18 protein-coding genes and 1 CRISPR repeat array are annotated in these 20,561 nt (G+C 73.5%); of the genes, 9 read left to right on the top strand and 9 right to left on the bottom strand.

Annotated features, from left to right (window positions below):
* The 4 genes from HCJ92_RS05405 to HCJ92_RS05390 form a co-directional block, all read right to left on the bottom strand.
* A partial coding sequence (locus HCJ92_RS05405) for a DUF5682 family protein (RefSeq protein ID WP_338054031.1) occupies window positions 1–440 on the bottom strand: 440 nt, incomplete at its 3' end.
* A 5-nt stretch (window positions 441–445) separates the two neighbouring features.
* Window positions 446–1,651, bottom strand: a complete 1,206-nt coding sequence (locus HCJ92_RS05400) for an ATP-binding protein (protein WP_167932262.1) — start codon at window positions 1,649–1,651, stop codon at window positions 446–448.
* On the bottom strand, window positions 1,648–6,699 hold the full coding sequence (locus HCJ92_RS05395) for a hypothetical protein (protein ID WP_167932261.1): 5,052 nt from the start codon (window positions 6,697–6,699) through the stop codon (window positions 1,648–1,650). Before HCJ92_RS05395 ends, HCJ92_RS05400 begins: the two co-directional genes overlap by 4 nt.
* Window positions 6,696–7,550: a DUF4132 domain-containing protein gene (locus tag HCJ92_RS05390; protein WP_167932260.1), complete on the bottom strand. Its 855-nt coding sequence runs from the start codon at window positions 7,548–7,550 to the stop codon at window positions 6,696–6,698. Before HCJ92_RS05390 ends, HCJ92_RS05395 begins: the two co-directional genes overlap by 4 nt.
* A gap of 584 nt (window positions 7,551–8,134) precedes the next feature.
* Here HCJ92_RS05390 and HCJ92_RS05385 point away from each other — a divergent pair.
* From HCJ92_RS05385 to HCJ92_RS05365, 5 genes are all read left to right on the top strand, one after another.
* Window positions 8,135–8,692, top strand: coding sequence for an eCIS core domain-containing protein (locus tag HCJ92_RS05385; RefSeq protein WP_167932259.1), 558 nt, complete (start codon window positions 8,135–8,137; stop codon window positions 8,690–8,692).
* Window positions 8,693–8,780: 88 nt separating this feature from the next.
* A complete protein-coding gene (locus tag HCJ92_RS05380) occupies window positions 8,781–9,356 on the top strand; it encodes a TetR/AcrR family transcriptional regulator (RefSeq protein WP_338054030.1) in 576 nt (191 codons plus the stop codon).
* A gap of 207 nt (window positions 9,357–9,563) precedes the next feature.
* The gene (locus HCJ92_RS05375) at window positions 9,564–10,463 is read left to right on the top strand and encodes an SDR family NAD(P)-dependent oxidoreductase (RefSeq protein WP_167932258.1); all 900 of its coding nucleotides are present in this window, start codon (window positions 9,564–9,566) and stop codon (window positions 10,461–10,463) included.
* 346 nt (window positions 10,464–10,809) lie between these two features.
* Complete coding sequence (locus HCJ92_RS05370; protein ID WP_167932257.1) at window positions 10,810–11,310, top strand: DUF2975 domain-containing protein; 501 nt, start codon at window positions 10,810–10,812, stop codon at window positions 11,308–11,310.
* Window positions 11,310–11,537: a helix-turn-helix domain-containing protein gene (locus tag HCJ92_RS05365; RefSeq protein WP_167932256.1), complete on the top strand. Its 228-nt coding sequence runs from the start codon at window positions 11,310–11,312 to the stop codon at window positions 11,535–11,537. Before HCJ92_RS05370 ends, HCJ92_RS05365 begins: the two co-directional genes overlap by 1 nt.
* Before the next feature lie 603 nt (window positions 11,538–12,140).
* Here the strand turns inward: HCJ92_RS05365 and HCJ92_RS05360 are convergent.
* From HCJ92_RS05360 to HCJ92_RS05350, 3 genes are read right to left on the bottom strand one after another with little or no spacing between them, the layout of a single operon-like run.
* Window positions 12,141–12,401 carry a hypothetical protein gene (locus HCJ92_RS05360; RefSeq protein WP_167932255.1) on the bottom strand — a complete coding sequence of 87 codons (261 nt, stop codon included), beginning with the start codon at window positions 12,399–12,401 and terminating at the stop codon, window positions 12,141–12,143.
* Window positions 12,385–12,807 carry a hypothetical protein gene (locus HCJ92_RS05355; protein ID WP_167932254.1) on the bottom strand — a complete coding sequence of 141 codons (423 nt, stop codon included), beginning with the start codon at window positions 12,805–12,807 and terminating at the stop codon, window positions 12,385–12,387. The genes HCJ92_RS05360 and HCJ92_RS05355 overlap by 17 nt, the downstream gene beginning before the upstream one ends.
* 59 nt (window positions 12,808–12,866) lie before the next feature.
* Window positions 12,867–13,040, bottom strand: a complete 174-nt coding sequence (locus HCJ92_RS05350) for a hypothetical protein (RefSeq protein ID WP_167932253.1) — start codon at window positions 13,038–13,040, stop codon at window positions 12,867–12,869.
* 94 nt (window positions 13,041–13,134) lie between these two features.
* Between HCJ92_RS05350 and HCJ92_RS05345 the strand changes: the two genes are divergently transcribed.
* The 4 genes from HCJ92_RS05345 to HCJ92_RS05330 all read left to right on the top strand — a co-directional run bounded on the left by HCJ92_RS05345 (window position 13,135) and on the right by HCJ92_RS05330 (window position 15,291).
* On the top strand, window positions 13,135–13,974 hold the full coding sequence (locus HCJ92_RS05345) for a helix-turn-helix domain-containing protein (RefSeq protein ID WP_167932252.1): 840 nt from the start codon (window positions 13,135–13,137) through the stop codon (window positions 13,972–13,974).
* Complete coding sequence (locus HCJ92_RS05340; protein ID WP_167932251.1) at window positions 13,971–14,177, top strand: DUF397 domain-containing protein; 207 nt, start codon at window positions 13,971–13,973, stop codon at window positions 14,175–14,177. Before HCJ92_RS05345 ends, HCJ92_RS05340 begins: the two co-directional genes overlap by 4 nt.
* A 182-nt stretch (window positions 14,178–14,359) precedes the next feature.
* Window positions 14,360–14,566, top strand: a complete 207-nt coding sequence (locus tag HCJ92_RS05335; RefSeq protein WP_167932250.1) for a DUF397 domain-containing protein — start codon at window positions 14,360–14,362, stop codon at window positions 14,564–14,566.
* Window positions 14,567–14,667: 101 nt separating this feature from the next.
* A complete protein-coding gene (locus tag HCJ92_RS05330; protein ID WP_167932249.1) occupies window positions 14,668–15,291 on the top strand; it encodes a histidine phosphatase family protein in 624 nt (207 codons plus the stop codon).
* Between the two features lie 198 nt (window positions 15,292–15,489).
* Window positions 15,490–17,348: a CRISPR direct-repeat array (repeat unit 29 nt; unit sequence GGGAACACCCCCGCGTGTGCGGGGAGCAG).
* 173 nt (window positions 17,349–17,521) lie between these two features.
* Here the strand turns inward: HCJ92_RS05330 and HCJ92_RS05325 are convergent.
* Together HCJ92_RS05325 and dapD are read right to left on the bottom strand one after the other, a co-directional pair.
* On the bottom strand, window positions 17,522–19,033 hold the full coding sequence (locus HCJ92_RS05325) for a hypothetical protein (protein ID WP_167932248.1): 1,512 nt from the start codon (window positions 19,031–19,033) through the stop codon (window positions 17,522–17,524).
* A gap of 357 nt (window positions 19,034–19,390) precedes the next feature.
* Window positions 19,391–20,374: a 2,3,4,5-tetrahydropyridine-2,6-dicarboxylate N-succinyltransferase gene (gene dapD / locus HCJ92_RS05320; protein WP_167932247.1), complete on the bottom strand. Its 984-nt coding sequence runs from the start codon at window positions 20,372–20,374 to the stop codon at window positions 19,391–19,393.
* Window positions 20,375–20,561 lie beyond the last annotated feature (187 nt).

The raw sequence follows: 20,561 nt of genomic DNA, 5'->3' as shown, positions 1-20,561 counted from the left end.
CGCATCGCCTGCCACAGCCCGCCGCCCTCGACGGCGGGCTCCGCGGCGGGTGGGGCGGCGGCGGTGCGGCCGGGGTCGGCGAGGGGCAGGTCGCAGGCGACCACCGGCACACCGGCGGCGGCTGCCCACCGCACGGCGGCCAACTCCGGGGAGAAGTCCGCGAACGGGTAGAACGCCGTGCCGGCCCCCTCCGCCTCGGCGGCCCGGGTGGGGACCGCGGCGAGCGCCACCGGTGCGGTGGTGCCGGGGTCGGCCAGCCATCGCAGCCAGGGCTGCATCTCCGCCGGGAGCTCGACGAGGAGGACCTGCGGGTCCGCGGCCGTCAGCAACGCGGGGACGGCGGCGGCGAGCGCGGGTGAGTGGTGTCGGACGCCGATCAGGTACGGGGCGTCGGGCGCGGTCAGGTTCGCCAGCGCTTCGTGCGGTGGGGCGGCGGGCACGGCTCTCAGCCCTCCAGCTCGGTCCGGAGGTCCCACAGGGCGCGCCATGTGGCGGAGCCCTCCTCGGCGCGCCGCCGTACCGGCCCGTCCCAGTAGCCCCGCAGCCGTGCCGCGTCGGTCGGGTCGTCCTTGCGGACGACGCCGAGGAGGTGCCCGGGGAGGAGGCCGAGGACGTCGCGGTCGCCGGGGAAGTAGGCAGCGGCGAGGCCGAGGGCGCCCGCGACGGCGACCGCCTCCGCGGTGCTCATCACGGAGGTCGGGCGTTCGACCTCCCAGCCCTCGGCCGAGCGACCTTCGCGGAGGTCGCGGAAGGCGGTGACGAGTGCTTCCAGCACCGTGTCGTCGACCTGGAACGCGGCACCGGAGCGTTCCAGGGCGGCACGGGCCTGCCGGCGGACCAGGGCCGTCTCGGCGTCCAGGTCCGCGATGGGCCCGACGGTCTCGAAGTTGAAGCGCCGCTTGAGCGCGGCCGACATCTCCGAGACGCCGCGGTCGCGGAGGTTGGCGGTGGCGATCAGGTTGAACCCGGGCACGGCGTGGGCGGTGGCGTCGGGCCCGCCGGCGAGTTCGGGGACGGCGATCCGCCGCTCCGACAACAGGGAGACCAGGGCGTCCTGCACCTCGGGGAGGCAACGGGTGACCTCCTCGACCCGGCCGACGGCGCCGCGGCGCATGGCGGTGAGGATCGGGGAGGGCACCAGGGCGTCCGGGCTGGGGCCGCCCGCCAGGAGTTGCGCGTAGTTCCAGCCGTACTTCAGCTGGTCCTCGGTGGTGCCGGCGGTGCCCTGGACGGTGAGTTGGCTGGTGCCGGAGACGGCGGCGGCGAGCAGTTCGGAGAGCATCGACTTGGCGGTGCCGGGTTCGCCGGTGAGCAGCAGGGCGCGCTCCCCCGCGAGGGTGACGACGCACCGCTCGACGAGGGCCCGGTCACCGACGAACTTGCCCTCGACGACGAGCCGTCGGGGGACGCCCGCGGGCGGCGCGGCGTCGTCGGGGAAGGTGAGCGCGACGCCGCGGGAGCCCATGACGAAGGTGACGACCGCGCGGGGCGTGAGCCGCCAGCCCGGTGGGCGGGGGCCGGTGTCGTGGGCGGCGAGGAAGGCCAGCTCGGTGGCGTGGAGTTCCTCGGGTGGGACGATCTGGCGGGCGGGTGCGTCCGCGTCCGGTGCGGGGGCGGTGCCGTGCGGCCCGGTTCCTGCGGCGGTGGTCATCGACGGCCCTTCCGGGTGGTGCGGGTGGTCAGCTGCTCGTAGGCGGGGCCGTCGCCGGAGCGCACGCGTTCCCAGGCGAGGGCGAACAGTTCGGCGACGGGCAGGTGCGGGACGGCGCGCTCGCGGCCGGGCAGCGGGTAGAGGGCTTCCTTCCAGGTCTCGACCGGCAGGGCGGGCGACTTGTGGTCGAGCCAGCCGCAGGGCAGGAAGAGGCTGCGGCCGGCGCGGGCCCGCTTGGCCTCGACGACGAGTTCGGTGGCGGCGAGTTCGGCACGGGCCCGCTTGGTCCGGGCCGGCTTCCACCCGGTCCAGCGGACGCAGTTGCGGTCGGTGGGGTCGGGCAGCGCGAGGAGCTGGAGGTAGAGGGTGGCGGCGTCCTCGCCGAGGCCGAGCGCGGCGGCGGCCTCGGCGACCAGGCCGGGTGCGCTCCGCGTGGGGTCCTGGGCGTGTCCGGGCGGCCCGTCGGCGGCGAGCGCCCGGGCGAAGCCCTCGTCGTGGAGGGTGCGCAGGACGGTCGCGCCGTGGTTGCGGCTGCCGACGAGCCCGTCGACGAGGTCGTGGACGGGGTCGTCGGCGCCGGTCACCCCGGCGGGGCGCATGAGGACGCCTTCGCTGTTGCCGTACCAGGGGCAGAGGACGAACACCTCCCCGACGGGGGTGAGTCCGGTGATGTCCGCGCCGCCTGCGTCGGGCATGTGGTGGGCGGTGCGGAGGGCGGCGGAGGTGGGCTTGCCGGTGTCGGTCCAGTTGATCTGGAGGTCGACCAGGAGGCCCGGGTCGTCGAGGCGCCGCCGCAGCGCGGCGAGTCCTTCGGGGAGGCGGGCGCGCAGCGGGTCGCCGTGCGGCAGGTGGTAGGCGAGGGACGCCAGCGCGTCGACGGCACGGGACAGGTCCCGCCCGTTCGGGAGCGCGTCGGGGTCGTCGGCCGCGAGTCGCCCGTGCTCGTCGACTCGCTGGGTGGTGGTGCGGGTGAGCCAGGGGGTCCCGGCGGGGTTGAGCACCGCTTCGGGCTCGCCGGTGACCACGCCGAGCAGGGCGAGGTCCTCCGGGATGCGGAGTCGGTCCCCGCGGAGCTCGGCCCAGCGTGCCGCCGCGGCGGCGGTGTCCGGTCCGGTGGACCAGAGTTGCGCAGGGTCGTCGGGGAGGAGTGCGCCGATCAGCTGGGAGGTGGTGTCGCCCCCGAGGGCGGTGAGGCGGCTGTGGCCGGTCTTCCACTGCTGGGTTCTGAGTCCGGTCGGGGCGAGGACGGCCGTGTCCGGGGTGTGGGGCAGCGCGGCGAGGAGGACGGCGGTCTCCACGGGGCCCGTCGCTCCGTCCGCGATGGCCCCGGCGAGGGCGGCGGGGGCTTCGGGGTTCCACGGCGCCGGGCCCTTGTCGGTGATCAGCCGGGCGACGGGGGCGAGGCGTTCGCCGGTCCAGGGTTCGGTGCACGGGGTGGCGGAGTCGAGGCCGAAGTCGGCGATGGCGCCGAACCGCCCGGAGGGGTCGTGGTCGAGCGCTTCCCAGTCGAGTCGGCCGGTGTCGCGGTCGACTCGGCCGCCGGAGAGGACGACGACGGTGCGGTCGCCGTGTCGCAGGACCTGTCCGACGCGCTCCTGGCGGTGGTCGGCCCGTGCCGGTTCGCTGAACCGGACGTGGCGGATCACCCCTGCGGCGCGGGCGAGGGGGCCTTCGCTGATCGCCTGGAACAGCAGGAGCAACGCGGCGCGTTCGTGGGCGGCGAGGGCGGGCGATGCGGCGCGGTAGGCCAGGGGACGCAGCCGCTCCAGCAGCGGCGCCCAGTCGACGGACGAACCGGGGACGGTGCGGTCCTCGGTGGTCCAGCCGCCGGTGAGAGCGGGCAGTCCCTTGGCGCGGTGGAGCGGCTTGCCGGCGGCGGGGTTGCCGGAGAGGACGTGGTTGACGGCTCGGATCTGGCGCAGTCCGGTCCACCGGCCGCTGCCGCCCCACCATCCGCCACCGATCTGGCTGACGGCCTGCCGAAGGGTGCCGTCGTCGCCGTGTTCCGGGCGGTGGTCGGCGAACATCTCCTGGTCGGCGGCGGGGCGCGGCGTCGTCGGCGCGATGGTGAACTCGGCGGCGGTCTCGGCGTGGCGGAGGGTGACGCGGACGAGTGAGAGGACGCCGGTCAGCAGCCTGGAGTCGCTCACGGCCGGCAGCGCCGCACCGACGGCGGCGCGCAGTGCCTGGTCGAGGTTCTTCCCGGCCTCGGTAGCGCGTTGCGTGGGGATCTCGCCGTCGTCCGCGGTCTCTCTCGCGCGGGCGGCGCGGTGTTCGGCGGTGATGGTGGCGGCCGTGTCGAGGAGCTCGGTGACCTGCTCGTCGGTGAGGGCGCGCAGGGCGAGGGAGGCGGCTTCGTCGCGGGGGCGGAGCGCGTGCCAGTACTCCAGGGGCGGGACCATGCGGGTACCGGAGGCGTACTCGCCGCCGCGTTCGCCGGTGACGACGTGGCCGAGTGCGCCGGTCGGGCCGGTGTCGTCCGCGGCGTAGAGGTCGACGCGTCCCCGGCTGCGGGCGGCGACGGGCGCGGCGCCGCCCGGGAGGGCGAGGCTGCCGAGGGGGACGGGCGTGTGGGGCGGTGCGTGGCCGGCGAGGGTGACGGTGCGGCCGTCGGGGGTGCCGGCGCTGCGGTCTCCGGTGGCGCGGTCCTCGCGGACCCATCGGCCGAGCAAGGTTCCGTCGGTGCCGAAGGGGGTGTTCTCCAGGCCGGGCCGGAGGGGCAGTACCCGGCAGTGGTCGTGGAGGAGGTCGGCGTCCTCGTCGACTCCGGCGCGGAGCAGCGCCGGGAGGGAGGCGCGGCCGTGGGTGCCGGTGGCGGGGTCGTACTCCAGCCAGACCTGCTGCGTGCCCTGCCTGCCCTGGCGCCAGAGTGTGGTGCCGTCGCCGATGACCGGTCGGTTCGGCGGCAGGGTGGTGTCACCGGCGTGGAGGGTGCGCCCGCCGGTCGCCCGGCCGCCGTCGGGCAGCGGGACGGAGACGGTCTCCGTCGTGCCGGACCACCAGCGGGGGACGGGCTCGCCGTCGGGGGTGAACACCTCGGTGGGGCGGTGGGACCAGTAGGCGTGGAGCTTGTTGTCCTGCCACCAGAGGACCAGCAGTTCGCCGTCGACGTAGCGGAAGTGGGGCCGGTAGTAGTGGTCCTGGCCGGGCGGTATGCGCAGGTCGTGGTCGAGGAGGATGCCGTCGGGCCCGACGACGAGCGCCTTGTGTCCGCGTGCGAGGACGAGGGCGGGCCAGGCGTCGGCGACGACCAGGGTGTCGTTGCCGTGGTGCTGCCGGGAGGCGGGTCGGGTCTCGGTGTCGAGCCGGGCGAGCGCCTGGTCGAGGGCGGGCCAGCCGAGTTCGTCGAGGATGCCGGCCCGCAGGGTGCGGGCGAGAACGGGTGCGGTGCGGTGGGTCGCGACCCGGGAGACCGCCTCCGGGTTGTTGGTGACGGCCACCGGCCGGAAGGGCCGGAGCAGGCTGAGGGCTTCACGGGCCGCGGGGAGTCCGGTGGCCGCGAGGTAGCGGTCGGCCGCCTCGTCCAGCCAGGTGTGGAGGACCCGGCTCAGGACGGGGTGGGCGGCGAGGCGCTGGAGGGTCTCGCGTGAGGTGCGCTGGTCGCCCAGGTCGCCCACGGCCCGGTGGAGCAGCGGGAGGAGGCGGGGATCGTCGGCGGTAGCGGTGAGGTCGCGGCGGTCGGGGTGGTCCTCGCGGAGCCAGCGGCCCAGGTCGAGGTGGACCTCGGTGCCGGCGGGCGGCAGCGCGAGCGGGATGCGCTCGGCGGCGGCGACGTCGAGGAGGTCGAGGTCGGCGCCCTTGCGCCAGCGGGCGGCGAAGATGTCGACGGGGCGGCCGAGTTCCCGCAGGCGCGGCGCCATGCGGCGGACCAGGTCGAGGGTGGCCGGGGAGTGACCGGAGGTGGCGCCGCCGTGCTTGCGGTGGGCGGCCCAGCGGGCGAGCCAGTCGGCCGGGCAGGGGGGTGCGGACTCGCCGCCGGGGCGGCCCTCCCCCGCCGCGTCGGCTGCGGTGCCGTCCGGTGCCCCGTCAGCGGCGGCGGGTCCGTCGGTGAGGAGCGCGGTGGCTCCGCTGTCGGCCAGCAGGGCGAGCCAGGACTCGTCGTCCGCGACGGAACTGCCGAGTTCGGTCGGCATGATCTCCAGCAGCCGTGCCCGGACGGCGGGTTCGCGGCGCGCGAGCTCCACCAGCCCGGCGCGGTACGCCTTCCAGAAGGAGGCGGGGGCCCGCACCACGGACGGCGAGGCGATCAGGTCGGCGAGGAAGGACTCCTCGGCGGCCTGCCGGTCGACCCCGGCGGCCTTGATCAGCCCGCGGGCGTCCTGGGGCAGCGAGGAGTAGGGGGGCAGGCCCGCCGCGCAGCGCTCGACGGCGAGCTGCCGGTACTGCTGCCACGCCTCGGCGGGGTCGAGGCGCCGGGCGAGGTCGCGCACGTACTCCTTGAGCGCCTTGACGGTGAGGGCGCCGGCGAAGGCGAACTCCAGGAAGACGGCGCGCTGCCGGTCCTCGTCGACGGTGAGGCCGTGGACGCGCTCGGCTTCGCGGGCCTTGCCGAAGAAGGTGGCTGCGTAGGTGGTGTTCTCGTGCCGGAGGAAGATCCGGGCGGCCTGCTCGTGGAAGGTGGGCAGGAAGTGCGGGACGGCGCGGCCGAGGCGGTCGGCGAGCGCCTCGAACCCTTCCTTGGCGGCGCCTGCCCGGGACTTGGCCTGCCGCGCAAGGCGTTCGACGTCCTTGACCAGCGCGAGGGCGTGATGGCCGTTGGCGGGGTCGTTGACCAGGGCCCAGGCGGGGAAGCCGAGGGTCTCGCGTCGTACCTGGCCGACGACGGGCGGCTCGGCCCGGCGTTCGAGGCCGAGGAACTCCAGCGCGAGGTCCTCCGCCTCGCCCAGGGTGCCGGGGACGAGGCGGATGACGGGGCGGTCGTCGAGGGCGGGGTGGGTGTAGGTGCGGGCGGTGAGGACGTCGGCGTCCTCACGGTCGGTGGTACCCGCCGGCAGCACGGCGCCGGCGTCGAGCATCAGTGCCGTGGTGGTGGCGTCGTGACCGGTCATGCTGCCTTCTCCTCGTCCTCGGTGTCGCGTCCGGCGTGCAGGGCGGCGGCCATCCGCATGCCCTCGGACCAGGCGACCGGTCCGACGTCACCGGCGCGCAGGGTACGGCCGGCGGTGTCCGTCCAGCCGAGAGAGCCGGTCTCGGTCTCGCCGTAGGTGTCGAAGTCGCCGATCCAGACGCGGCATTCCACCGCCCGGCCGGCCTCGACCACCGGGCAGACGGCGTAGCCGCCGCGGACGCGGTAGCCGAGTTGGACCGTGCGCCCCTGGAGGAAGCGCAGCTCCTTGTAGGCGCCGCCGGCGTAGGTGTCGACGTGGGCGGTGGCCGGGTCGGTACCGGCGGGCTTCTGCCAGACCTCGCGGAAGAGCTGGCCTGCGCGCTGCTCCACACCGAGCTCGACGGCGAACTCCCGCAGCTCCGCGAGGTCCTCCAGCAGCACCGGGTGCGGGATGCGGACGAGGGGCGGCGAGATGCGCACGGTGTCGCCGTCCAGGTCGACCAGGCCCAGGCCGCGCTCCGGGTCGGCGTCGCGGAGGAAGCCGGCGACGGCACCGTCCTCACCGGTGACGACGAGGTCCCGCAGCACGGCCTGCCAGGCGGGGTCCGGCCAGACCTGTCCCAACGCGGTGAGCGGCACCGGGAGGGACCGCACCATCCAGCGCTCGACGTCGTCCAGGCAGTCGCGTTCGTGACGCTCCAGCCATTCGACGAGCTGTTTCAGCCCGACGACGGCCGGGTCCTCGCCGATCTTCGACGGCACGCTCTTCAGCCGCCTGCCCGACGCGTTGCGGCAGACGACCTTCCCCGATTCAAGGGCTACCTCGTAACCGCCCGCTTCGACCCACCCCATTGCGTGCCTCCCACGCCACACGAACAACTGACGGACGACCGGAAACAGGTGCCCCGGTCACGTGCTCCGAACGCTACGACCCACCACTGACAGCCGGCCCCGTCCGGAGGGTCACGGTTGTGGCCCGGTGGTGCCGAGGGCCGCCGGTGTCCCGTGACGGCGCGTGGCGCGGCGGCGAAGCGCCTGGTGAGACCGTTCGAACTCCAAGGACGCCGGATCGGGCGCCGTGGTTCGCGCCTGTGCGCCCCTCCCGCACGCGGTGGGCGCCGAGCGGCCCGGGAGCAAGCGGCGGCGAGTGGTCCACGGCAGCGCGAAGGCGGTCGGTTCACGCCGCTTCCGTCGTCGGCGGCCACGTCGCGCACCTCCCGGCAGCCGGGGACCGCGCTCGCGGGACGACCGCAGGTGTGCCCTCGTGACTGCCCCGGTGGACGTGCCGGAGCGTGAGCGGTCTCGGTCATACTGGGCGGGTCGGAGTCCTGTCTCGGAGGGAGCAAGTGGTGCGCGCACACGGGTCGGGGAGCCGGCAGCCCGCCGACAGGCAGTCGTCGCGGCGCACTCCGCAGCAGAGCGCTCCGATCCGTCAGATGATGCGACTCCAGCAGGCCGCGGGGAACATGGCGGTGGCGCGCGCCGTCGAGGAGGCGCGGCACGAGCACGGCCCCGGCTGCGGCCACGGCCAGGCGGACGCCGCGCCGGCCGGGCAGCTCGACCTCATCAACGAGGCGATGGCGACGCCGAGCACCCAGCTCCCGGGCGCGTTCCTCTCCAAGGCGCAGTCGTTCTACCAGAACGACCGGCTGTCCGCGGGGCGCGTGCACAGCAACCCGACGGCGCAGCGGGCGACCGAGGCGATGGGCGCCCGGGCCATGACGATCGACAACCACATCTTCCTCGGGGCCTCCGCCATCGGCGACACGGAGACCCTCGCGCACGAGGCGAGCCACCTCAACGCCAACCTCAGCGGCGTGAAGGAGACGGGCACGACCAACGACGCCGGGATCACGGTGACGGACCCGGCCCAGGGCTCGGAGATCGCCGCCATGACCGACGGAGCGGCCTTCGCCGCGGGCGCGGACACCGCGCCGTCGATCGTCGCCCAGCGTTCGGCCGCGGACGACCACGCCGAGGACCACTCGGCCTGAGCCGTGGCGGGGTGCCCGGTGGCTTCGGCCGCCGGCCGCTCGTCGGACGGCATCGGCCGCCCGTCGGGTGTCGGACTATCCTGCTGGCGTGGCACCACGAGGCGAAGAGCAGCCCCCGCGGCTCCGCGCGGACGCCGCGCGGAACCGCGCGCGCGTGCTGCGGGCAGCCCGTGAGCAGTTGGCGGCGGGCGACGACTCGTTGCAGCTCAACACCATCGCCCGGCTCGCAGGGGTGGGCGTGGGCACGGTCTACCGCCACTTCCCCGACCGGCAGGCGCTGGTGGCGGCGCTCTCCGTCGAGCGGTTCCAGGAGCTGGCGGAGGCGGTCCGCGCTGCGGTTGCCGAGGGCGGGGCGGCGATGGCCGTCCTGCACCGGGTGGCCCGCCTCGCCCTGTCCTTCATGCTGGAGGACTCGCGACTGGCGGCGGTCCTGGAGTCCGGTGACGGCGACCCGCAGGTCGCCGAGTCGACGGCGGAGGTCGACGCGGTCCTCGGCGCCCTGCTGGACCAGGCGCGGCGGGACGGGGCCGTGAAGGACACCGTCACCGCCGCGGACCTGCGCCTGCTGCTGTGCGGTGTCGCCGCGGCGGTGCGCGCCGGCGGCCCGGACCGCGCCGAGCCGTACCTCGCCGTGCTGCTGGACGGGCTGCGCCCGGTCTCCTGACGGTTCGGCACCGTCGGCCTGCCACCGGCCGCGACGATCGAGCGGTCCACCGGTGCACGCGCTGCGCGGGCCCGCCGTGCCACTGTCGCCGCCCTGCCTCCCCCACCCACAAGCGGATACTCATCCGCTTCTTCTGCTAGCCTGCCCGAAGGTAAACGGATGTCCATCCGTTTAGGTGGTTCGGCACGGCGGAGGAGTGAGTCGGGAATGACACGACGAGCAGTGGTCACGGGCGGGACCGGCGGTATCGGGTTGCAGACGGCCCTGGGGCTGGCTGCCGCCGGGCACGCCGTCACGGTGGTCGGCCGGAACACCGAGCGCGGCGCTGAGGCGGTCGAGCGGATCGCGGCGGTCGCGACGGCGGAACCGCCGCGCTTCCTCGCCGCCGACCTCGCCTCCCTCGGCGCGGTACGGGAACTGGCCGGACGACTGGCCGACGAGGGGCCACTGACGGTCCTCGTCAACAACGTGGGCACCTTCACCGCGGAGCGACGCCTGACGGCGGACGGCGTCGAGGCGATGTTCGCGGTCAATCACCTGTCGCCCTACCTCCTCACGGAGTTGCTGGTCGACACACTCGCCGCCTCCGGGGCCGGCCGCGTGGTGAACGTCAGCTCGGCGTCGGTGCGCGCGGCGAGCCGGCAGGGCTTCGACGCCGTCGAACCACGCGGCGGCTACTACGCGTTCCACTGGTACGGCCGCGCGAAGTTGGCCAACCTGGCGTGGACGCTGGAGTTGGCCGACCGGCTGCGGGACCGCGGGGTCGGCGTCCTCGCCGCCGACCCGGGTGGGGCGGCGACGGAGATGACCGACTCCACGATGACCAAACCGGCGATCGTCCACCCGGCGATGCGCACGCTGTGGCCCGTGCTGCGCCGGGTCTTCGCACGGTCCACCGCCGGACCGGCCGACCTCGCGGCCCGGTCCTCGATCGCCGCCGCGACCGACCCCGCATTCGACGGGCGGACCGGGCTGCTGCTCGGCCCGGACTGCACGCCGACCACTCCCCACCGCCGCAGCACCGACCCGGCGACGGTGCGCGCCGTCCTGGAGCTGAGCCGACGACTCGCCCCGCTCACCGAACCGACCCCCTCGGCGCCGGCCTGAGCGGTGAGCACTCCCGCACCGTCACGGACGGTCGAGGCCCGCGAACGCACCGGCGGCGCGGAGATCCGCGCGCAGCGCGGGACGACTCCGGCGCGAGCGGGGCGTCGCGCGGACGGGTTGAGGAAGCACGGACGGGTTGAGGAAGGGAGAGGTTCGCGCAGGACCCGGGAGAGTCCTGCAACGCGGAACCACCCGCTCCCCTGACCAGAGAGGCACACGAGCGGCCGGCGCGCAGCGCTCATGACCAGTACACCCAGCTCGGACGTTGCCCGACGCGTGCACCTTGACACCCCAGCCACACACGGCGTCGATTGACTTTCGATAGATATCTATCGATACTCGATACATGAACCAGCTCTTCATCGGCACGCTCCGCTTCGGTATCGCAGCGGCGATCGCGTGCGGGCTCTTCGGCCAGCTCGTGGTCATCCCGACGACGGCCGCCCACGAGGTCGACCGCTTCCCGCCCTACGAGCCCTTCGCCGTGCCGTACGTGACCGTGGCGATCATCGGGGTCGCCTGCATCCAGGTCGCGCTCGTCGCCACGTGGATGCTGCTCGACATGGTCAGCCGCGACGCGATCTTCACCCCGCGGGCCTTCCGATGGGTCGACGTCATCATCGGGTCCTCGCTCGTGGCGACCCTGCTGGCGCTCGGGGTCACCGCGCATCTGGCCGTGGGCGACATCCCCTCGCCCGACGACAACACCATGCAGGCCATCGGCGAACTGGGCGCGGCGGCCGTGTGCGTCGGCGTGGGTGCGGCGTTCGCGATGCTCGTCGTCGTCATGCGGGGCCTGCTGCGCAAGGCGACGGATCTGCAGACCGAGATCGCCGAGGTCGTCTGATGGCGATCATCATTGACCTCGACGTCCTGCTCGCCGAACGCAACCTGTCGGTCGGCGAGTTCGCCGCCGCCGTCGGCATCACACCCGCGAACATCGCCGTGTTGAAGAACGGCCGCGCCAAGGCCGTCCGGTTCACGACGCTCGACGCGATCTGCCGCACGCTCGACTGCCAGCCCGGCGACGTGCTGCGCTGGGTGCCCGACAGCGAGACGCCCGAAGGGGATTGACCGAGAGTTCGCCACGGACTGCGCATGACGGGTGAGTCGGACGCCGGGATCGCTGAAGCGCAGGAGGGCGAACGGGCTTGGGGTGGCACGCCCTCGTTTCTGCGCAGCAGCGGGAAGGCGGGCACCTGTGCGATCCGGACTGACAGCGGCGACGTCGCGAGGACAGCGGTGCAGCGGTGTCGGAACTCCAGCAGGTCTGTGAACAGCCGCGCCTCCCATGCCCGCTGTTCGATCGAGTTCGCCGCCGGAGCAGGGGCCGAGCCCGGCTCCATTCGGAGGTGGAGGTGGGTTGCCGCATCCGCGGCGGCGTGTACGGGCCCAACCTCCAGATCCAGGTTGCCGAGACGCCAGCCCTGGCGTGCTGTGTCCTGGCCCCGGGAGGGCTGGCATCGAGGCCGCCAGAGCGCGCCGACTACGGACCGGCTGCGTTCGGCTCGTAGCGCCGGCTCGCGGCGAACGCCACTCGGACGTTGATCAACGCCGGGAAGAGGCGCGTGGCAGGCATTCCGGGCGGATGGGGCCCGGCGACGGGGTGAGAGTGTCGCCGTCAGAGGTGGTCCCGGCCCGAACCTGCGTGACGGTGGACAGCGCGTGGTCTTGGGGTCAGCGCACCCAGGTGGCGCGCACCGGCCGCGCGTGTCGTGCGCGTCGGGCGGGCCTGACGGGCCGGATCACCGTCACGTCGCGGTCCGACGGCAGGTGCAGCCGGACGCTCCGGTCGAGCTCCAACCAGGTGGCGCCGCCCCGGTGAGCGGCTGCGGTGACGCGCAGACACGAGCCGGCCAGGGTCATGTAGTCGCCGGCTCGTATCTCGACGGCGGGGAAGGACATCGCTACCGCGCGCGGGTCATCGACGATCGACACGACTGCTCCCGAAAGGGGTGAGAACGGGACGGAGGATCGGGCGCGCGGCCAGCGAGTAGAGGACTTCGACATTCCCGGCCCCGCAGACGCGGTCCGGTCCCCGGGCGTTCGCACTGATCGGCTGCCCGTCCGCAAGCGCGGCGCACTGCACCACTCGGAACGCTTCGTCCGCCGCCCACTCCCGGAAGACGGCGGACACCGGGCTTGAGTATCCGCTCTGGACGCTCTGCTCCGACTCGAACGACTCCAAGACGGCTGCGAGCCGTTCCGCTTCGCCGTGCAGCCAGTCCACGGCGGCGGAAGCGGCGCCGAACCAGGCGCCGGCCAGGTACCACTCCCCGCCGGCGTCCGGCGACCGGACCTTGACCTCGGCCCAGTAGCCGTCGACAGCACGCTCGGCAGCCACGACCGGATCTCTATGGGTCGCGCGCGAGTGCGCAGCGCCGCCGACCGAGCACCGGGACGTCACTTGCCCAGCTCCTTGAAGTGGGCATCGACGGAGGCCCCCAACTTGGCAACTATCAGACTCAGTTCATCCAGGGACAGCCGTTCGATCCCAGCGCCCGACGCCGGCGGCTCGGGCCGCTCCGAGGCCTGAACAGGGCGATCCGCGTCATCCGGGGCAACCTCAGCACCCACGCCCGCTTCCTCTCCGTAGCTTCTCCACTACCAAGCGGACTCAGCGTGGCCTACTGTCGGCCATCCCATCAACGTTCGTGGGGAGGCGGATACGTTGGTCAACCGCAAGGAACTCAACCCGGATGCGAGCCCCGAGGCTGCCTACGGAGCACGTCTGCGCAGCGCGCGGGAAGCGCGAGGCTGGCGCCAGGACGACCTGGCGGACCGCATCGGCTACTCGGGGCGACACGTCTCGGGCGTGGAAACAACTCGGAAGTCGCCAAGCCGCCCGTTCTCGGTGGCCGTGGACATCGCCCTGGAGCTGGTAGGGACAACAGAGTCTTTTGAGCGGCAGTGGGGCCAGATCCGGCACGGAGCGCTCCGAGAAGGGTTCCCCGAGTACGTCACTCAAGAGGGCCGTGCCGTGGAGATCCGGACATACAACGTCGGCATCATGCCTGGACTGTTGCAGACACCGGAGTACGCGCAGGCCCAGGAGGACGGGCACGTGGAGCGTGGCTCTATCTCTCCCGATCAAGCTACGGAGAGGGTGTCAGTCCTGGCCGAACGTCAGGTAGCGCTCGAACGTTCTCGTCCCCCTCTGATCTTCGTTGTCATGGATGAGAGCTGCCTCCGCCATCAGGTCGGTGGCTCGGAGGTCATGCAGGCGCAGCTTCAGCATCTGATCAACGTCGCCGCGCGCCCGAACTGGATCGTCCAGGTGGCTCCACACACACTCGGCGCACGGCGGTCGTTCAACCTTCCGGTCAACCTGCTCACGCTGTCGGATCGTTCCGTCATCTGCTACTCCGAATCCCAGACTCAGGGGCACTTGGACCGGTCCAGCGCCTCGGTGCTTCCGATACTGAAGGCATACCATCAGCTTCAAGGCGAAGCCCTGTCCCCGGCATCGTCCATGGCCCTGGTCGAGCAGTTACGAAAGGACATCCCGTGACGACCGAACTCCCCCGCTGGTCCGCGTCCTCCTACAGTGGCGGCGGCGGCGAATGCGTCGAGGTCGCCACCAACCTCGTCGCGGCCCACGGCACGGTCCCCGTCCGCGACTCCAAGAACCCCAGCGGCCCGGCGCTCACGATGCCAGCCACCGCCTTCGCGGCCTTCATCAATGGTGTTAAGACGAGCGCCGCCATCGGCTGACCGCGCTACCAGCGTGTACCTCCCCCGCTGCGGCACGCGTAGCGGGGGAATCGCGGGGCAACGAGACGTTCCCCGATCTTGCCTGTGGTGATCCTTGGCGCGAGCCATGTGCAGCAGCGAGACTCGCGGGCGCCTGGCGGAAGGCCGGAGTCGATCGCGAACGACCAGGAAGGGTAGCCCTCATGTCCCATGCGTCGGTTGACTGGTTCAGCTCCTCCTACAGCGGCAACGGCGGCGACTGCATCGAGGTGGCCGCCGACCTCGTCGCGACCCGCAGCACGGTCCCCGTGCGCGACTCCAAGAGACCAGCAGGTCCCGCGCTCGCAGTGCCTGCCGCCGCCTTCGCCAGCTTCGTGAACAGCATCAAGTCCAATCCCGCCCAGGACTGACTGGCACCGCCTTGCGGCTGAAGCGCCGCCACGCCACCGGCGTGGCGGCGCTTTGCGCGACGGCGGTCTCCGGTCGTTGATCAAGGCTGAAAGGCACCTCCATGACCGGCAGTGCGACCCGCATCCTCTACCTCGCCCGCCACGCCGAGGCAGCCCCGGAGGGGGCCGGGCTGACGGATGTCGGCCGCCGCCAAGCCGTGCTCCTCGGACGGCGCCTCCGCGAGACGCCGCTGACGGCGATCCACCACGGGCCACTTCCGCGCGCGGAGGAGACCGCTCAGCTGGTCTGCGAACAACTCGGCGCGCTCCCCCGGTACCGGTCCGAAGCGGCCGGCGACTACATACCCGACAGGCCAGCCGATGAGGAGCTGCCGCCGACGGTGGCCGGCCCCTGGACCGAGTTCCTGGACCGCTTCACCGCGGAGGAACGCGAGACCGGATCAGCACTCGCGGCCTCAGCGGTCGAGACGTTCACCGGCCCGGTGTCCGGGGACGAGCCCCGACACGAACTCGTCGTCACCCACGCCTTCCTCATCGGCTGGCTCGTGCGAGCCGCCATGAGTGCGCCGAACTGGCGCTGGATGGGCATGAACCACGCCAACGCGGGCCTCACCGTCATCCGCTACGCCCCGGACCGCCCCGCCACCGTGCTCCTCTTCAACGACACGGGCCACCTCCCAGCGGACATCCGCTGGACCGGCCTCCCGCCGGAACTTCACATCTGAGGCCGGCGGACCGCTCGCATGAGCCGCCGTGGGCGGATGGTCGGCCCGCCGGCCATCGCGGCTTGCCCGTGAACGCTTCCCCGGGCAAGGTGCGTCGGTGACGTCCTCTACACACCGGTACCTGAGCGGTGATCACGAGAACGTCTGGGCAGAGCTGCGGCTGCTCGGCGCTGTCCCGGACACGCTTGATGAGGACTGGGGAACACCCCCGCGTGTGCGGGGAGCAGGGCAGACCAGCACGACGAGCACGCGACGCCATGGGAACACCCCCGCGTGTGCGGGGAGCAGCTTTGACGAATTCGTCAATTCCGCATGGGTCGGGGAACACCCCCGCGTGTGCGGGGAGCAGGGCGTGCGCACGCACCCACTCGCGCAGCGCCCGGGAACACCCCCGCGTGTGCGGGGAGCAGGAGGACCGTGCCCGCTCCATGGGCCCCGGCTGGGGAACACCCCCGCGTGTGCGGGGAGCAGGGCCGGGACCACGGGCAGGCATACGCCACCGCGGGAACACCCCCGCGTGTGCGGGGAGCAGCCGTGTCCATCGGGGACGACTTCTCCGAGCCGGGGAACACCCCCGCGTGTGCGGGGAGCAGGGATCGAGCCGGAGAGCGGCGACTTCACGGGTGGGAACACCCCCGCGTGTGCGGGGAGCAGTTGACGAATCGGCCGCCGAAGGTGGCGGGCACGGGAACACCCCCGCGTGTGCGGGGAGCAGCCGTGTCCAACTCCGCGCCGCACGCCGCCGTCGGGAACACCCCCGCGTGTGCGGGGAGCAGTGCAACCCGGTCGCGGGGGTTGCCCGTTGCCCGGGAACACCCCCGCGTGTGCGGGGAGCAGGTCCGGAAGACGTTGAGGATGACGCCCTTGCCGGGAACACCCCCGCGTGTGCGGGGAGCAGGTCCACGGGGTGACGGTAGTGGGCGGCAGGGCGGGAACACCCCCGCGTGTGCGGGGAGCAGGCGACGGTCTACCTGCCCCAGGCCGTCTGCAAGGGAACACCCCCGCGTGTGCGGGGAGCAGGCGCGTGTCGCCGTCGGCATCCACGCGGAGCAGGGAACACCCCCGCGTGTGCGGGGAGCAGCAGTCGCACCGCGGATGCCTGGCGAAGCCGCGGGGAACACCCCCGCGTGTGCGGGGAGCAGAGCGTCATCTTCAGCTTGAAGGTTGCCGCAGCGGGAACACCCCCGCGTGTGCGGGGAGCAGCGACAGACGGTGCACCGCTCAGTTCATCAGCTCGGAACACCCCCGCGTGTGCGGGGAGCAGATCAGCTCCGGGTAGGCGATCTTGTTGTACGCGGGAACACCCCCGCGTGTGCGGGGAGCAGTTCACCCATGACGAGATGGGGTCTCCGGCCCAGGGAACACCCCCGCGTGTGCGGGGAGCAGCAGTCGTACAGCTCGTCCTGCTGGGCCTTGGCGGGAACACCCCCGCGTGTGCGGGGAGCAGCCTCGGCGGCAGATGCTGCTGGGAGGGGGAGCGGGAACACCCCCGCGTGTGCGGGGAGCAGGTCTCACCGAAGCTTGAGCGGTCTCACTGAAGGGGAACACCCCCGCGTGTGCGGGGAGCAGATACCTCGTTAGGAGCCCCCCGTGTTCGCGCGAGGAACACCCCCGCGTGTGCGGGGAGCAGCTCAACCCCGAACCCCCGCGCTTCCGCCGGGGGGGAACACCCCCGCGTGTGCGGGGAGCAGCCGGTGCGCATCCACGGCTCCGGCGTGGAGCTGGGAACACCCCCGCGTGTGCGGGGAGCAGCTGCTCAACTCCCGTTGGGCGTCCGACGGGTCGGGAACACCCCCGCGTGTGCGGGGAGCAGCGCCGGGCGGTGCTGCGCCGGTTCGCGGACGGGGGAACACCCCCGCGTGTGCGGGGAGCAGGGCGGCGGCATCGGGTTCGCCGCCGCCGTCGTGGGAACACCCCCGCGTGTGCGGGGAGCAGTGGCCTGACCAGCGGGTTCGCTTACGCGGGAAGGGAACACCCCCGCGTGTGCGGGGAGCAGTCGGGGCCGGGACGGCGGAGCGGGACGCGCGGGGGAACACCCCCGCGTGTGCGGGGAGCAGAGTGCGTGACCTGGTGCGTTAACTGGCGAGTAACAGGATTTTACTTACTTTGCCAAACTCCGGCATTTCTCCCATTCCTCTCCCCCGCGCCAACCGACCGCGCCCGCGCCGCCCCGGGCGAGGCTCGGTGCCCGGTCCGGGGCGGCGCGGTCGGCATGCGGCGCTACGCGGGGTCAGTCGGTGGTGCGGCTGCGGGCGCGTTCGGCGGCGGCGCGGGCCTCCTTGGCCAGCGACTCGTCCGGGTGCAGGCGGCCCACCGCCTCCAGCACCTCGGTGGTGGCCGGGTGGTCCACCTGCCAGGCGTGCTCGAAGAAGCTGCTGTGCTGCGCGGAGAGTCCGCTGACCAGCTCCTGGAGCCCGGCCGGGTCCTCGTTGTCGAGCTGGGCGGCGAGGGTGTCGACCGTGAGCCAGAAGATCAGCTCCTCGGACGGCGGCGGCACGTCGGCGGCGCCGCGCTCGGTGAGCCAGACGCGGGCCAGGCCGCCGAGGTGCCGGTCGTCCAGGACGCCGCGCAGCGCCGGCTCGCCCTCCGGACCGAGCACCGACAGCGCCAGCTGCGCGGTGAGGCGGCGGCCCGGCGCGAGCGGGTCGTCGCCGCGGGCTGCGTCGAGGAGTTCGCGGGCGGCGTCCTGCGGCTCGCGGGCGGCGATCCACGCGGTGGCCTCGGCCTGGGCGGCCGGCTCGGGCAGGTCGGTGAGGGCCAGCAGCAGCACCTCGGCCTTCTCCCCCGCCAGTTCACCGACGGTCGGGACCTGGAGCCCGGCGCCCAGCATGCGCTCCCGCACCCCGTACAGGCCGAGCGTGGTGAGGCGGACCTGCCCGTAGCGGGTGAGGTCCTCCTCCTCGTCGGGCAGCGGCGGCGCCTCGGGCTCGCCCTCCATGGTGATGAGCGCGTCGTCCACCGGGTCGTACTCCAGCAGGCCGGTCCCGGTCAGGACGCGGAACTGCTCGTCCAGCCGCATCATGACGGTCGAGACCTCTTCGAGGACCTCGTCCGTGGGCTCCCGCATGTCGTCGGGGACGACGAGGGAGGCGGCGACGACCGGCAGCGGCACCATCGCGCCCTCGGCCACGTCGGTGTCGCCCGCGGTGAGCATGTAGAGGTTGGCGAGAACGGTGTCGAGGAACTCGCCCTCCTCCTCCGGGTCCCAGTCCAGCGCGTCCAGGTCGATGGAGTTCGGGTCGATCTCCCCGGCGTCGTCCACCGCGCCCTCCATCCCGGAGAGCAGCGACTCGAAGCTGGGGGTCGCCGCGTCCGCGAGGACGGCGTCGAGGCCACCCGCCCAGATCTCCAGCACGTCGGACGGGGCACCGTCGCTGAGGAGGGTCAGCTCCTCGCCGGCGCGGGCGGTGCCGACGGCGGTCTCGCCGTCGTCCGGCACGCCGTCGCTGTCGATCCCCTCGTCCTCCTCGATCTCCATCAGCCCCGTGTCCACGGCGAAGCACCACGCCTCGGCGGTGGCCGCCGGGCCGTCCTCGTCGTCGGAGAGTTCGAGGTGGGCGACGGCGCGGACGAGGTCGGCGTCGAGCAGTTCGCCCCCGGCGCCGACGCGCACTCCGGATTCGGCCCAGCGGGCCAGCCGTGCGGCACGGGAGAGCAGCGGGGAGGTCAGCGCCTCCCGCGCCAGCTCGGCCTCGGCGGGCAGCCGCACGGGCGGCAGGATGGGACGGTCGGCACGGGTCATCGTGCGGGGCTCCTCGGTCGCGCTGGGCTTCGGCGGTGCCCCAGCCTAGTGTGGATTTGTCCACCCCGGGCCCGCTCCACGGACGCGATCGCGTGTCCAGCCGACACGCCGCCGACAGTGAGCCGAAAGGCCGGTGCCGGCCCCACCGGGCGGCCCGTCGCGCCCCTCCCCCGCCCTGGCTCCGGGACGGGCGCGCGAGGCCGCCACCGGAGACGCGCGAGGGGCCGGGCGGGGTTCGACCCGCCCGGCCCCTTGACCGACCGCGTGCGGACTCCGCCGGTCCGTCCGACCGCCGCCCGCGCCCGGAAGCAGGGCGAACGGCGGCGGGAGACGAGGCGGACTCGCGCCCCGGCTGCGTCAGTTGTGGCTGTGGAGCGCGGCGTTGAGACCGCCCCAGGAGCCGGTGCGCTGCAGCGCCTCGACCGTGCCGGTGGTCGAGTTGCGGCGGTACAGCAGGTTGCTCGCGCCGGACAGCTGCACGGCCTTGACGGTCTCGCCGTCCGGCAGCTTCACGCGGGTGCCCGCGGTGACGTACAGGCCGGCCTCGACGACGCAGTCGTCGCCCAGCGAAATGCCGATACCGGCCTCCGCGCCGAGCAGGCAGCGCTCGCCGAGCGAGATGGTCTGCTTGCCGCCGCCGGAGAGGGTGCCCATGATCGAGGCGCCGCCGCCGATGTCGGAGCCGTCGCCGACGACGACCCCGGCGCTGATGCGGCCCTCGACCATCGAGGTGCCGAGCGTGCCCGCGTTGAAGTTGACGAAGCCCTCATGCATGACGGTGGTGCCGGACGCCAGGTGGGCACCGAGACGGACACGGTCGGCGTCCGCGATGCGCACCCCGGCGGGGACGACGTAGTCGGTCATGCGGGGGAACTTGTCGACGCTGGTGACGGCGAGGTGGGCGCCGGTGGCGCGGGCGTGCAGCCGGACCTCCTCGACCCGGTCGACCTGGACGGGACCGAGGGAGGTCCAGGCGACGTTGGCGAGCAGACCGAAGACGCCGTCCAGGTTGGCGCCGTGCGGGGCGACCAGCCGGTGGCTGAGGAGGTGCAGCCGCAGGTAGGCGTCGTGCGCGTCGACCGGCTTGTCCGCGAGGGAGGCGATGACGGTGCGCACCGCGACGATCTCCACGCCGCGGACCGGGTCGGCGCCGAGGATCTGGCCGACGCTCTCACCGAGGGCCTCGCCGGCGTGCACCGGGTTGAGGCGCTCGCTGCCGGCCGGGCCGGGTTCGGCGACGAGTTCGGGGGACGGGAACCAGGTGTCGAGGACGGTGCCGTCGGGGGTGACGGTGGCGAGGCCGGTGGCGACGGCGCCGGAGGCGGTGTGAGGTGCGGTCATGGTCCACACGCTAACCGGCGGTCGGAGCGCCGGGCCAACCGGTCGGGGACACAGCGAGGTAGCGCGGCAGGAGCGGTGCGGCAGCGGCGCGCGGGGCGGGCGCCGGGGGCCGCGACGTCCGGCCGGTGGTTCGGCGGGGGCTTGTGCCGTGCGCACGCCGGACGGGCGTTACGGCCCGCCGGGGGGC

The organism is Streptomyces spiramenti, assembly GCF_012034385.1.
Lineage (GTDB): Bacteria > Actinomycetota > Actinomycetes > Streptomycetales > Streptomycetaceae > Streptomyces > Streptomyces spiramenti.
Note: the sequence above shows the minus strand (reverse complement) of the source record. Positions and strands in the feature narration are given on the sequence as shown.

What these genes read in the sequence shown, in the direction of transcription:
- HCJ92_RS05385 (WP_167932259.1), top strand. Translation starts at nt 8,135, where the DNA reads ATGATGCGACTCCAGCAGGCCGCGGGGAACATGGCGGTGGCGCGCGCC.
- HCJ92_RS05330 (WP_167932249.1), top strand. Translation starts at nt 14,668, where the DNA reads ATGACCGGCAGTGCGACCCGCATCCTCTACCTCGCCCGCCACGCCGAG.
- HCJ92_RS05335 (WP_167932250.1), top strand. Translation starts at nt 14,360, where the DNA reads ATGTCCCATGCGTCGGTTGACTGGTTCAGCTCCTCCTACAGCGGCAAC.
- HCJ92_RS05375 (WP_167932258.1), top strand. Translation starts at nt 9,564, where the DNA reads ATGACACGACGAGCAGTGGTCACGGGCGGGACCGGCGGTATCGGGTTG.
- HCJ92_RS05400 (WP_167932262.1), bottom strand. Translation starts at nt 1,651, where the DNA reads ATGACCACCGCCGCAGGAACCGGGCCGCACGGCACCGCCCCCGCACCG.
- HCJ92_RS05395 (WP_167932261.1), bottom strand. Translation starts at nt 6,699, where the DNA reads ATGACCGGTCACGACGCCACCACCACGGCACTGATGCTCGACGCCGGC.
- HCJ92_RS05325 (WP_167932248.1), bottom strand. Translation starts at nt 19,033, where the DNA reads ATGACCCGTGCCGACCGTCCCATCCTGCCGCCCGTGCGGCTGCCCGCC.
- HCJ92_RS05370 (WP_167932257.1), top strand. Translation starts at nt 10,810, where the DNA reads ATGAACCAGCTCTTCATCGGCACGCTCCGCTTCGGTATCGCAGCGGCG.
- HCJ92_RS05390 (WP_167932260.1), bottom strand. Translation starts at nt 7,550, where the DNA reads ATGGGGTGGGTCGAAGCGGGCGGTTACGAGGTAGCCCTTGAATCGGGG.
- dapD (WP_167932247.1), bottom strand. Translation starts at nt 20,374, where the DNA reads ATGACCGCACCTCACACCGCCTCCGGCGCCGTCGCCACCGGCCTCGCC.
- HCJ92_RS05365 (WP_167932256.1), top strand. Translation starts at nt 11,310, where the DNA reads ATGGCGATCATCATTGACCTCGACGTCCTGCTCGCCGAACGCAACCTG.